General features: G+C 68.4%; 8 protein-coding genes. 2 read left to right on the top strand and 6 right to left on the bottom strand.

Going from position 1 to position 13297, the window contains the following annotated elements; genetic code table 11:
- Position 1: 1 nt before the first annotated feature.
- From WG898_RS07840 to WG898_RS07820, 5 genes are all read right to left on the bottom strand, one after another.
- Positions 2-4807 carry an NAD-glutamate dehydrogenase gene (locus WG898_RS07840; protein ID WP_339602193.1) on the bottom strand — a complete coding sequence of 1602 codons (4806 nt, stop codon included), beginning with the start codon at positions 4805-4807 and terminating at the stop codon, positions 2-4.
- 141 nt (positions 4808-4948) lie between these two features.
- Positions 4949-6250 (bottom strand): prephenate-dependent tRNA uridine(34) hydroxylase TrhP, encoded by a 1302-nt coding sequence (trhP, locus tag WG898_RS07835; RefSeq protein WP_339602192.1) that lies wholly within the window; start codon positions 6248-6250, stop codon positions 4949-4951.
- Positions 6251-6335: 85 nt separating this feature from the next.
- Positions 6336-7622 (bottom strand): dihydrolipoamide acetyltransferase family protein, encoded by a 1287-nt coding sequence (locus tag WG898_RS07830; protein WP_339602191.1) that lies wholly within the window; start codon positions 7620-7622, stop codon positions 6336-6338.
- Between the two features lie 3 nt (positions 7623-7625).
- A complete protein-coding gene (locus tag WG898_RS07825) occupies positions 7626-8630 on the bottom strand; it encodes an alpha-ketoacid dehydrogenase subunit beta (protein WP_339602263.1) in 1005 nt (334 codons plus the stop codon).
- A gap of 53 nt (positions 8631-8683) precedes the next feature.
- Entirely contained in the window at positions 8684-9931 is a 1248-nt protein-coding gene (locus tag WG898_RS07820) for a 3-methyl-2-oxobutanoate dehydrogenase (2-methylpropanoyl-transferring) subunit alpha (RefSeq protein WP_339602190.1), read from the bottom strand.
- 224 nt (positions 9932-10155) lie between these two features.
- Here WG898_RS07820 and WG898_RS07815 point away from each other — a divergent pair, with 224 nt between their 5' ends.
- The gene (locus tag WG898_RS07815) at positions 10156-11004 is read left to right on the top strand and encodes a substrate-binding periplasmic protein (protein WP_339602189.1); all 849 of its coding nucleotides are present in this window, start codon (positions 10156-10158) and stop codon (positions 11002-11004) included.
- Positions 11005-11041: 37 nt separating this feature from the next.
- On the top strand, positions 11042-12949 hold the full coding sequence (locus WG898_RS07810) for a bifunctional 2',3'-cyclic-nucleotide 2'-phosphodiesterase/3'-nucleotidase (RefSeq protein ID WP_339602188.1): 1908 nt from the start codon (positions 11042-11044) through the stop codon (positions 12947-12949).
- Here the strand turns inward: WG898_RS07810 and WG898_RS07805 are convergent, their stop codons facing one another.
- Positions 12950-13249: a flagellar basal body rod protein FlgC gene (locus tag WG898_RS07805; protein WP_339602187.1), complete on the bottom strand. Its 300-nt coding sequence runs from the start codon at positions 13247-13249 to the stop codon at positions 12950-12952.
- Between the last annotated feature and the right edge of the window lie 48 nt (positions 13250-13297).

Raw genomic sequence — 13297 nt, 5'->3', positions numbered from 1 at the left:
CTCAAACATTGCGCAACTCGCGCAGCGCCACCGAGAGCATGGCCAGGTCGGTGCCCTTGGCCTCGGCGAGCTCGGCCAGGAGGCGTTGCGAACGCTCCAGCGCCGCGGCCTTGTCGCGCTCCCAGGCCGCCAGGCGCTCGGCCGCACCGCCGCTGCCGCCCTTCAGGACCTGTTGCGCAATATCGCGCCGCAGGCCCCAGAGGTCGTCGCCCAGCGCGGCCTTGGCCAGGCCCTGCCAGTAGCTGTCGGCCGGCAAGGCCTCGATCTGCTGGCGCAGCCGCCCCAGGCCCAGGCGGCGTTCCACCTCGGCATGCACCTCGGCCACCTCGGCCACATCGCGCTGCAGCGCATCGGCCAGCTCGGCGATGTCCAGCGAGGCATACAGGCCATCGGCGCTGGCCACGCGCTTGGCCAGATCGAGCGGCACCCCGGCCGCCACCCATGCCTGCGCCTTGGCCGAGGCCTCGGCCTGCTGCTCCAGCTGGCTGCGCAAGGCCTGCACCGCCGGCGTGAAGCGCGCGATGGTCTGCTCCAGCGGCTCGGCCAGACGGCGTGAACGCAGGAACCAGGCGGTGGCGCGCGCGGTCAGGCGCCCTTCCTCGATCAGCAGCTCGGACTGCACCTTGTCGGCCACGCGGTTGTCCAGCGCCTCGACCTGCTGCCACAGCTGCACATGGCCCATCACCTCGCGCGTGGCCAGATAGGCGCGCACCACCTGGGCGGGGCGCATGCCGGTGGCGTCGGCCAGGCGGTGCACAAAGGTCGAACCGACCCGGTTCACCATGCTGTTGAGCACATGGGTGGCGATGATCTCGCGCTTGAGCGGATGGCGCGCGATATGGGCGCCGAAGCGCTCGCGCAGCTGGGCCGGGAAGTAACGGTACAGCGCCGTGCTGATCCAGGCATCCTCGGGCAGATCCGAGCCCACGATCTCGTCGAACAGCCACATCTTGCAATAGGCCAGCAAGACCGCGCGCTCGGGCGTGGTGAGGCCCACGCCGCGCGCCTTGCGCTCGGCGATCTCCTCGTCGCTGGGCAAGAACTCGATGGCGCGGTTCAGGCGTCCGGCCTTTTCCAGGAAGCGGATGAAGCGCGCCTCCTCGTCCAGCAGGGCCACGCCCAGGCGGCCGGTGACCGAGAGCGCCTGGGTCTGGAAGTAGTTGTCGCGCAGCACCAGCGCGGCCACCTCGTCGGTCATCTCGGCCAGGATGGTGTTGCGCTGCTTCTCGGTGATCTCGCCATCGGCGCTCGCCAGGCCCAAGAGGATCTTTATATTGACCTCATGGTCCGAGGTATCGACGCCGGCCGAGTTGTCGATCGCATCGGTGTTGAGCGCCACGCCATGGCTGGCGGCCTCGATGCGGCCGCGCTGGGTGAAGCCCAGATTGCCGCCCTCACCCACCACCTTGCAGCGCAGCTCGCTGCCATTGATGCGCAGCGCATCGTTGGCGCGGTCGCCCACCTCGGCATGGCTCTCGCTGCTGGCCTTCACATAGGTGCCGATGCCGCCGTTGTAGAGCAGATCGGCGGGCGCGCGCAGGATAGCGCTGAGCAGTTCGTTGGGCGTGAGGCGCTCGGCCTCAATACCCAGCGCCGCACGCGCCTGCGGCGAGATCGGGATCGACTTCTCGGAGCGCGACCAGACCCCGCCGCCGGCCGAGATCAGCGCCGTGTCGTAATCGGCCCAGGACGAGCGCGGCAGCTTGAAGAGGCGCTCGCGCTCGGCAAAGGAGCGCGCCGCGTCGGGGCTGGGGTCGATGAAGACATGGCGATGGTCGAAGGCCGCCAGCAGCCGGATATGGCGCGACAGCAGCATGCCGTTGCCGAACACATCGCCCGACATATCGCCCACGCCGACGACCGTGAAGTCGCTGCTCTGGATGTCCTGGCCGCGCTCGCGGAAGCAGCGCTTCACGCTCTCCCAGGCGCCGCGCGCAGTGATGCCCATGGCCTTGTGGTCATAGCCCACGCTGCCGCCCGAGGCAAAGGCGTCGCCCAGCCAATGGCCGTATTCCTTGCTCACCGCATTGGCGTAGTCACTGAAGGTGGCGGTGCCCTTGTCGGCGGCCACCACCAGATAGGGATCGTCGCCGTCCAGGCGCCGCACCTGCGGCGGCGGCACCAGGGCCGTGCCGGCCAGGTTGTCGGTCAGGTCCAGAAGGCCGCGCAGATAGTCCTGGTAGCAGGCCACGCCTTCTTTGAGGTAGGCGTCGCGGTCGCTGGCCGGTGGCGCCTTCTTGAGCACAAAGCCGCCCTTGGAGCCGACCGGCACGATCACCGTGTTCTTCACCATCTGCGCCTTCACCAGGCCCAGCACCTCGGTACGGAAGTCCTCGGGCCGGTCCGACCAGCGCAGGCCGCCGCGCGCCACCTTGCCGCCGCGCAGATGGATGCCCTCGAAGCGCGGCGAATAGACAAAGATCTCATAGAGCGGCTTGGGCTCGGGCAAGCCCGGCACCTTGGCCGATTCGAGCTTGAAGCTTAAATAACTGCGGCGCGGCCCGGCCGCTCCGCTGTGGCCCGTACCGGTGCGCCAGAAGTTGGTGCGCAGCGTGGCCCTCATCAGCGCCAGCAGCTGGCGCAGCACGCGGTCCTCGGAGAGGTTGCTGACGCGGTCCAACGCCTGCTCGATCGCATTCACCTGCGACTGCGCGCCCTGCTCATCGGCCGCGGTGGGATCGAAGCGCAGCTTGAACAGCGCGATCAGCATGCGCGCCAGATGCGGGTGCGCGGCCAGCGTGGCCTCGATCGCGCCCTGCGAGAGCGCAAAGCCAATCTGCTTCAGGTATTTGGCATAGGCGCGCAGCACCACGATCTCGTCGGCCGCCAGCGCGCCGCGCAGCACCAGGCGGTTGAAGTCATCGTTCTCGACCTCGCCGCGGAACACGCGCGCAAAGCAGTCCTCGAACAGGCTGGCCAGCAGCTCGGGCTCGAACTCCTCGTTGAGCTGGGCCTGCAGCTCGAAGTCGTGCAGCGAGATGGTGCCGCTGGGCCCCGCCACCCGGTAGTTCTGCTCGCCCAGCACGCGCACGCCCATATGTTCCAGCATCGGCAGGCTGTCGGACAGCACGATGGCCTCGCCCAGGCGGTAGACCTTGAAGCCCAGCGCATTGGCGGCCGCGCCCAGCGGCCGGTAGAAGGCCAGGGCCAGCGGCGCCTCGGGCGTCAGCGCGGCCATCTTGCGCACATCCGGCACGGCCGCGCGCGCGCTCACGCGCTCGCGATACTCGGGCGGGAAGGCGCCGCTCCACTGCTTGAACAGGGCGATGCCGCGCGCGTCGCCCTCGGCCTCGATGAGGGCATCGCGCAACTGGTCGCTCCAGCGGCGTGCGGCCTCGGCCAGGCGCAGCTCGAGCTCGCGCTGGTCGACCGCTGGCACCTGGCCCGGCGTGGTGCGCACATAGAAATGGATGCGTGCCAGCACGGTGTCGGTGAGCAGCACATTGAAGTCGGCGTTGACGCCGGCAAATGCCTCCATCAGGATGGCCTGGAACTTGATGCGCAGATCGGTCGCATAGGCCTCGCGCGGCACATAGACCAGGCAGGAAACAAACCGGTCGAAGGGATCGCGGCGCAGGAACAGGCGCAGGCGCTGACGTTCGCCCAGCGACAGAATGCCCAGCGAAGTCTCGTACAGCTCGTCGTCGGCGATCTGGAACAGCTCGTCGCGCGGATAGGTCTCGAGAATATGGTGCAGGGCCTTGGCCAGATGGCCGCCCGGCGGCAGGCCGGCGCGCTCGGCAATCGCACCCACCTTGTCACGCAGCAGCGGCGTTTCGGACACGCGCGCGCTGTAGGCGGTGGAGGTGAACAGGCCCAGGAAACGGTGCTCGCCCACCACCCGGCCCTCGGCGTCGTAGCGCTTCACGCCGATGTAGTCGGTGTAGCCGGGCCGGTGCACGGTGGAACGGGTGTTGGCCTTGGTGACCACCAGCAGCGGCGTGGGCGCACGCGCCAGCGCGCGCGCATTCGCCGGCAGCACCGCGACGCTGCCGCTGCGCTGCTCGGCCTCGCTCTCACGCAGCACGCCCAGGCCGCTGCCCGGCACCAGGCGCAGCGCGTCGGCGCCCTGCTCCTGCACCAGCTCATGCTGGCGGTAGCCCAGCACGGTCAGATGCTCGTCGGCCAGCCATTCCAGGAAGGCGCGGCTCTCCGCCACCTGGGCCTTGGGCAATACCTGCTCCAGCGGTGCCAATTCCGCCGCGGCCGCGCGCAGGCGTGCCAGCATGGGCTGCCAGTCCTCCACGGCGGCGCGCACATCGGCCAGCACGCGCTCGATGCCGGCCGCCAGCTCGGCGCGCTGCTGCGGATCGACCAGGCGGTCCACCTCGATATACATCCACGATTCGCGCCCGTCCTGCGGCGCCTGGGCACGCGCCTGCAGCGCCGTCAACGCGCCGTCGGCGGCGCGCTGCACCGCGAAGATCGGATGGACGATCAGGTGCAGGGTCAGGCCCTGGCGGTTGATCTCGGCCGAGGCCGAGTCGACCAGAAACGGCATGTCGTCGTTGACGATCTCGATCACCGAATGGCGCGAACTCCAGCCATGCTCGGCCATGGTGGGGCTGAACACCCGCACCTTGGGCCGCCCGGCCGCGCGCGCGGCGCCGAACTGCCAGTGCGATAGCAAGGCGCCACAAAGGTCCTCGTTGCGGCGCTCGGCCCAATCGTCGGCGTCGAACTGGCGGAAGCAGCCGCGCGCAAAATTCTCCAGCTGGGCGTGCTGATCGGCGGGCAAGCGCTCGCAGGCCATGGCCAGCACGGCCTCCATGCGTTCGTGGTGCGCGGTCTCGGTGGCGTCATTCATCAACATGTCTCCTTGGGCCTTGTCCGCCCGTTGCCTGTGCCGGTTGTGCCGGCTTGTCGGCCAAGTATCCCAAGCCTGCCACAGGCGGCCAAGCTCGGGGCGCAGCAGCGCCAAATTCTGTTCTTGTGTGCTGCTGCTGTGCTACAGCAGGCGCGCCAGCAGGCCGCCCTCGGCCGGCTGGCCCAGCGGCAGCCAGACGCGCAAGGGGCTGCCGGGCGCCACCTGGATGGCGCGGCCCTCGGCGTCCTGCATCTGTGTGAGGCGCAGGCGCCGGTTGCCGCCCGGGTGGATCAGCTCCAGTTCGTCGCCCACCTCGAAGCGGTTCTTGGTCTCCACCTCGACCCAGCCGTCGGCGCGCACGCCGCGCACCTCGGCCACGAAATGGCTGCGCTGCAGCTGCGAGGTACCGCTGAGGTAGTTCTGGTACTCCTGGTTGGGGCGACGCTCCAGGAAGCCGCTGGTATAGCCGCGATTCGCCAGGCCCTCCAACTCCAGCATCAGCTCGGGATTGAAGGCCCGCCCCGCTACCGCATCGTCGATGGCGCGACGGTAGACCTGGGCGGTACGCGCCACGTAGTACAGGCTCTTGGTGCGGCCCTCGATCTTGAGCGAATCCACGCCTATGCGCGCCAGCCGCTCCACATGCTCGACCGCGCGCAGGTCCTTGCTGTTCATGATGTAGGTGCCATGCTCGTCTTCCATGATGGGCATCAGCTCGCCCGGGCGGCCCTGCTCCTCGATCAGGTAGATCTGCTCGGCCGCGGGGTGGCGGTCCGTACGCGCCAAGGGCACCGCCTCGCCGGTATCGCCACAGCTGCCTGCCTCCTGCGTGTCGTAGCACCAGCGGCAGGCGTTCGTGCAGGTGCCCTGGTTGGAGTCACGCCGGTTGAAATAGCCCGAGAGCAGGCAGCGGCCCGAATAGGCGATGCACAGCGCGCCGTGCACGAACACCTCGATCTCCATGTCCGGACATTCCTGGCGTATGCCCTCGATCTCGTCCAGGCTCAGCTCGCGCGAGAGGATCACGCGCGCCACGCCCATCTTCTGCCAGAACTTCACCGCCGCCCAGTTGGTGGTGTTGGCTTGCACCGACAGATGGATGGGCACTTCGGGCCAGCGCTCGCGCACCTGCATGATCAGGCCGGCATCGGCCATGATGAGGGCATCGGGCTTGAGCGCGATCACCGGTTCGATATCGCGCAGATAGGTGCGCACCTTGTCGTTGTGCGCGATCAGGTTGCTGGTGACGAAGAACTTCTTGCCGCGTGCATGCGCTTCGGCAATGCCCTCGGCGAGCTGTTCGAGGCGGAATTCGTTGTTGCGCGCGCGCAGCGAATAGCGCGGCTGGCCGGCATAGACGGCATCGGCGCCAAAGTCATAGGCGGCGCGCATCTTGGCGAGCGAGCCGGCCGGCAGCAGGAGTTCGGGGGCTTTGAGTGACATGGGCCGGATTGTCCCGAAGCGCCCCGCTCATTCGCGGACGCAACGGGACCGGCCTACCATGCGTTTGAGCTAGGTTTGAGCTGGATCAATCCACGAACAGCATGGCCGGACTCTCCAGCATGGCCCGTATTGCCTGGATGAACTCCGCCGCCACCTGGCCGTCGACCACGCGGTGATCGAAGGAGGACGAGAGGTTCATCATCTGCCGCCCCACCACCATGCCGCCGCGCAGCATGGGCCGCTCGACGATCCGGTTCACGCCCACGATGGCCACCTCGGGATGGTTAATCACCGGGGTGCTGACGATGCCGCCCAAGGCGCCCAGGCTGCTGAGCGTGATGGTGGAGCCGCTGAGTTCGTCGCGCGTTGCCTTGCCGCTGCGCGCCACCTCGGCGAGGCGGCGGATCTCGGCGGCGCTCTTCCAGGGGTCCAGCCCTTCGGCATGGCGCAGCACCGGCACCATCAGGCCGGCCGGGGTCTGGGTGGCGATGCCCAGGTGCACCGCGTCGTAACGCGTCAGCACACCGGCCTCGTCGTCCAGGCGCGCGTTCAGCTGCGGATGCTGGCGCAGCGCCCGGCAGATGGCGCGCGCCAGCAGCGGCAGCAGGGTGAGCTTGCCGCGCGTGGCGCCATACTGCTGGTTGAGCGTCTGGCGCAACGCCTCCAGCTCGGTGACGTCGATCTCCTCCACATAGGCGAAATGCGGGATGCGGCGCTTGGACTCCTGCATCTTCTGCGCGATCTTGCGGCGCAGACCGATGATGGGGATGGCTTCCACGCCGGCGCTGCCGCCGCCGCTGCTGCTTGACGCGGGGACCGACGCGGCCACAGGCGCCGCTTGCGGCGCGGCCTTGCGCTCGGCGCGCTGCGGATGTGCCGCCGCATAGGCCTCAAGATCGGCATGCATGATGCGGCCGCCGGTGCCGCTGGCGCGCACCTGGCTCAGCTCCACGCCCAGCTCCCAGGCCTGGCGGCGCACCGAGGGCGAGGCGATCGGGCGCTCATGCGCCAGGGCAGGTGCCGGTGCAGGCGTCGGCGCAGCCACTGCGGGGGCAGGTCTTGCCTGCACCGGTGCCGCCGCTGCCGGCGCAGGCGCGGGCGCGGGAGCCGCGGCCGGCACGGCATCGCCATCTTCCATATCGATCTTGATCAGCGCCGCGCCCACCCGCATCAGCGTGCCGGCGGCGGCGCCGAGTTCGGCCACCCGGCCATGCACCGGCGAAGGGATCTCCACCGTGGCCTTGTCGGTCATCACATCGGCCAGGATCTGGTCTTCCTTGACCCACTCGCCGGGCTGCACGCGCCAGGCCACCAGTTCCACCTCGACGATGCCTTCGCCGATATCGGGCATCTTGATCACATGGATAGTCATTGATCAGCTCTCCATCGCACGTTGCATCGCGGCCGCCACGCGGGCCGGCCCCGGAAAATAGTCCCATTCCTGTGCATGCGGATAGGGCGTATCCCAGCCCGCCACGCGCTCGATCGGCGCCTCCAGGTGATAGAAGCAATGCTCCTGCACCAGCGCTAGCAGCTCGGCGCCAAAGCCGCTGGTGCGCGTGGCCTCGTGCAGCACCAGGCAGCGGCCGGTCTTCTTCACCGAATTGACGATGGCCGGCAGGTCCAGCGGCCAGAGGCTGCGCAGGTCGATGATCTCGGCATCGATGCCGGTCTCGCGCGCCGCCGCCTCGGCCACATAGACCATGGTGCCGTAGGTGATCACGCTGAGCTGGCTGCCGGCGCGGTACACCGAGGCCGACTCCAGCGGCACACGGTAATGGCCCTCGGGCACCTGGGCCAGCGGGTGGTCCTTCCAGGGCGTAGAGGGGCGGTCGTGGTGGCCGTCGAAGGGCCCGTTGTAGAGGCGCTTGGGCTCCAGAAAGATCACCGGGTCATCGCATTCGATCGCCGCGATCAAGAGGCCCTTGGCGTCATAGGGGTTGGAGGGCATCACGGTACGCAGGCCGCAGACATGGGTGAACAGCGCCTCGGGGCTCTGGCTGTGCGTCTGCCCGCCGTAGATGCCGCCGCCGCAGGGCATGCGTATCGTCAGCGGCGCGGTGAAGTCGCCGGCCGAGCGGTAGCGCAGGCGCGCCGCCTCGGAGACGATCTGGTCCGAGGCCGGATAGAAATAGTCGGCAAACTGGATCTCGGCCACCGGCCGCAGGCCGTAGGCACCCATGCCCACCGCCACGCCGACGATGCCGCCCTCGGAGATCGGCGCATCGAAGACGCGGTGCTTGCCGTACTTGGCCTGCAGGCCATCGGTGCAGCGGAACACGCCGCCGAAATAGCCCACGTCCTGGCCAAAGATCACCACATCGGGGTCGCGCGCCAGCATCACGTCCATGGCCGAGCGCAGCGCCTGGATCATGGTCATGGTGCTGACGGCGGGCTGCTCCTCGAGCACTTGGCTCAGGTCTTCGGGCTTACTCATGCGCGGCCTCCTCGTTCATGTACCTGGCGCAGCTGATCCTTCAGGTGCGGAGGCATCTCCTTGTAGACATCCTCGAACATCGAGGCCGCCGTCGGGATATGGCCATCGGCCAGGCTGCCGTAGCGCTCGGCCTCCTTCTGGGCCGCGATCACCTCGGCCTCCAGCTCGGCCTGCAGGGCCTCGTGCTGGGCGTCGGACCAGATGCCCTTGAGGGTCAGGTGTTGCCTGAGGCGCGCGATCGGATCGCCCAGCGGGAAATGCGCCCAGTCGTCGGCGGGCCGGTATTTGCTGGGATCGTCCGAGGTGCTGTGCGGCCCGGCGCGGTAGGTCACCCATTCGATCAGGGTGGGCCCGAGGTTGCGGCGCGCGCGCTCGGCGGCCCAGCGCGATACCGCGTAGACGGCCAGGAAGTCGTTACCGTCCACGCGCAGCGAGGCGATGCCGCAGCCCACGCCGCGCGCGGCAAAGGTCGTGCCCTCGCCGCCCGCGATCGCCTGGAAGGTCGAGATCGCCCATTGGTTGTTCACCACGTTCAGGATCACCGGCGCGCGGTAGACATGGGCGAAGGTCAAGGCGGTATGGAAATCACTCTCGGCGGTGGCGCCATCGCCGATCCAGGCCGAGGCGATCTTGGTGTCGCCCTTGATCGCGCTGGCCATGGCCCAGCCCACCGCCTGGATGAACTGGGTGGCGAGGTTGCCGCTGATGCTGAAGAAGCCGGCACGCTTGATCGAATACATCACCGGCAATTGCCGACCCTTGAGCGGGTCGCGTTCATTGGAAAGCAGCTGGCAGATCATGTCCACCAGGGGCACGTCGTCGCGCGCGATCAAGAGGCTTTGCTGGCGGTAGGTGGGGAAGCACATATCGCCCTCGTGCAGGGCCATCGCGTGCGCGCTGCCGATCGCCTCCTCGCCCAGGCTCTGCATATAGAAGCTGAGCTTCTTCTGGCGCTGCGCGATCAGCATGCGGGCGTCGAAGATGCGCGTCTTCAGCATGGTGCGCAGGCCGCGCAGCAGCTGTGCCTCGCTCAGCTCGGGGGCCCAGGGGCCGACCGCCCGGCCCTGCTCGTCCAGCACCCGCACCAGGCTGTAGGCCAGCGCGCCCATCTCCACCGGCGCCACATCGACGGGGGGTTGCAGCACCGCGCCGGCGGGCGAGAGCTTCAGATAGGAAAAATCGGTATGACAGCCCGGACGCCCGGTGGGCTCGGGGACATGCAAACGCAAAGGCTCATAGCTCATGCGGCTCGCTCCTGCGCATGCGGTCCCATGCGCGGCACAGTCGATGGATGCGGGCACGGACTTGGGGTCCGCGCCGCCCCGCGAGCAAGCCCTCAGGATCACCAAGGCCGCGCTCGCGCAAGGCCGAGGTTATCGCAAGCTTGTGCTGCGGCAAGAGCGTGGCAACACCGACATCCTTGGGAGCTGATCTGCATTAAGCTTTGTGGGCCTGTTGAGGCATCGCCATGCAACACCCAGTCCCGCACCACGCCGCGAGCCGTTCAGCCAGGCCAGCCCTGCTGCTCGCCGCGGCCTTGTGGCCCTGCCTGCTGGCGCTGCCCATGCGGGCGGCCTACGCGGCCGAACTCAGGCAGACCACGGTGCATATCTGCGACGACGGCGCGGAATGGCCGCCCTACACCTACTACAAACGCGTCAATGGCCGGCCCAGCGCCGAACTCGTGGGCTATTCGGTGGACGTGATCACCGCCATCTTCAAGAAGGCCGGCATCGCCTACACCTTGCAGCTGCTGCCCTGGCTGCGCTGCCAGAAGGAAGTCGCCGCGGGCCAACGCTACCAGCTGGCGCTGAACGCCTCCCACAGCGCAGAGCGCGAGCGCGACTACTTCCTCTCGCTGCCCTATTACCGCACTACCAACTACTATTTCTACTCGCGCAGCGCGCATCCACAGGGTCTGCACATCGAGCAGCTCGCGGACCTCAAGCGCTACCGCGTCTGCGGCCTGCATGGCTATAACTACGCCACCTATGGCCTCGCCAGCGCCGAGATCGACAGCGGCGCGCGCAACTTCAGCGCCGTCATCACCAAGCTGCAACGCGGCGACTGCGAACTGTTTCTGGAAAAGTACGAGGTGCTGGCGGGCTTCGCCGCGCTCGGCCAGGACATGTTGAGCGACCCGGCGCTGGGGCGCCAGCCGGTGCCAGGCATGCAGCCGACCGAGTTCCATATGCTGGTGTCGCGCCAGCACGAGCATGGCGCCGAGTTGTTGCGCCTCATCAACGAGGGCCTGCGCGAGCTGCAGGCCTCGCAACAACTGCGCTCAATGCTGGCCAAGTACATGACCCAACCCTAGCGCCCTCCTCCCTATGTTGTTGTCAATCATCCGGCCCATGCTGGCCTGCCTGGCAGGGCTGGCCATGCTGTCGGCGACGCAGGCCGCCGACCTGAAGCTGCGCATCCTCGAGACCACGGATGTGCACATGAACCTGCTCAACTACGACTACTACCGCGACCAGCCCACCGACGAGTACGGTCTGGCCAAGACCATCACCCTGATCAAGGCGGCACGCGCCGAGGTGGCCAACAGCCTGTTGTTCGACAACGGCGACCTCTTGCAGGGCAATCCCCTGGGCGATCTGGTGGCACGCGTGCAGCCATTGGCCAAGGGGGCGGTGCATCCGGCATTCAAGGTCTTGAACGAGCTCGGGGTGGACGCCGCCAATATCGGCAACCACGAGTTCAACTACGGCCTACCCTTTCTGCGCCAGGCCCTGGCCGGCGCGCGCTTCCCCTATGTGAACGCGAATGTGCGGCGGGCCGGCAGCGGCGCGCCGGCCTTCACGCCCAGCGTCATGCTGGTGCGCCGGTTCAAGGACGAAGCCGGCCGCTCGCAGCGCCTCAAGATCGCCGTGTTCGGCCTGGTGCCGCCGCAGATCATGCAATGGGACAAGCAGCACTTGAGCGGCCGGGTGCAGGCGCTGGACATGGTGGAGACGGCGCGCGTGCTGGTGCCCAGGCTGCGCGCGGCCGGCGCCGACCTGGTGATCGCCATCGCCCATACCGGCATCGAAACCCATGGGCCGGCGCCCTTGGCCGAAAACGCGGCCCTGCAGCTTGCCCAGGTGCCAGGTCTTGACGCCTTGCTGCTGGGCCATGCCCACGCGCAGTTTCCCGGCCCGGATTTTGCGGGCCTGCCGGGCGTCGATGCCAAGGCCGGGCGCCTGCATGGTCTGCCCGCGGTGATGCCGGGCCGCTGGGGCGACCATCTGGGCCTGATCGACCTGAGCCTGCGCCAGCAAGGCAGGCGCTGGCGCGTGCTGGCGAGCCAATCCAGCCTGCGCCCCATCTACGACCGCCAGGTGCGCCGCGCCCTGGTGGCGGCCGACCCTGCGCCCGCGCGACTGATCGCCGACGAACATGCGCGCACGCTGGACCATGTGCGCCAGCAGCTGGCCAGCACCGCGGCGCCCATCCACAGCTACTTTGCCCAGGTGAGCGACGACCCCTCGGTGCAACTGGTGGCGCAGGCCCAGCTCGCCTACATGGCGCGCGCGGTGAAGGGCACGGCCTACGAGGGCCTGCCCCTGATCTCGGCCGCCGCGCCCTTCAAGAGCGGCGGGCGCCAGGGCTGGAACCACTACACCGACATCCCGGCCGGCCCCTTGGCCATCAAGCATGTGGCCGATCTCTACGTCTACCCTAACACCATCAAGGGCCTCAAGCTGAAGGGGCGCGAGCTGCGCGAATGGCTGGAGATGGCGGCGGGCCAGTTCCGCCAGATCGACCCGGCGGGGCCGGCCGAGCAGGGCCTGATCGAGCCGAGTTTTCCGAGCTTCAATTTCGACACCCTGGACGGCCTGACCTACGAAATCGACGTGACGCAGCCCGCCCGCTACAACGTCGAGGGCCAGCTGATCAACCCGCGTTCGCACCGCATCCAGACCTTGAGCCACCGCGGCCGGGCGATTGACGAGGAGGCCGAGTTCCTGGTCGTCAGCAACAACTACCGCGCCAACGGCGGCGGGCATTTCCCCGGCCTGGGCCCGCAACGCATCGTGGTGGACGCGCCCGACGAGAACCGCGCCGCGCTGACCGAGTACCTGGCCGAGGCCAAACACATCAATCCCAGCGCCGACGGCAACTGGCGCATCCGGCCGGTGCCGGGCGTGCGGCTGCAGTTCGTCTCGGGGCTGGGCGGCATCGCCCATCTGTCCACCACGCCAGCGGTACGCCTGGTGCGCGAACTGGGGGACGGCTCGGCGCTCTATGAGCTGAGCGGCGCTGGCCTCACGCCCTGATCAGGCGTGGATGTCCAGCAGCGCACCCTCGGCGCGCACCTGGGTCTGCAGCACGCGCAGATTGGCCACGAAGGCATAGGTGGCACCATGCTGGTTGATCAGGTCCTGCTCGGGTACCTGGCCGCTGGCGGGCACCTGGCGCAGCTGCGCCTTCACGCCGCCGCCCTCCACGGTCTGCGCTTCCACCTGCAGCCGGCGCAGATCACCGGTACCGGACGAGGCGATGTTGCTGGCGGCGGCGCGCAGCCTCTCCTGGGCCGCGGACATGCCGGACAGGGCGGTGGAAAGGCTGATGGACATGATGGCGGCGCTCCAGACTGCAGGCGATATGCCGGGTGATTTCCCTGC

The organism is Paucibacter soli (genome assembly GCF_037482845.1).
GTDB classification, from domain to species: Bacteria; Pseudomonadota; Gammaproteobacteria; order Burkholderiales; family Burkholderiaceae_C; genus Paucibacter_B; species Paucibacter_B soli.
Note: the sequence above shows the minus strand (reverse complement) of the source record. Positions and strands in the feature narration are given on the sequence as shown.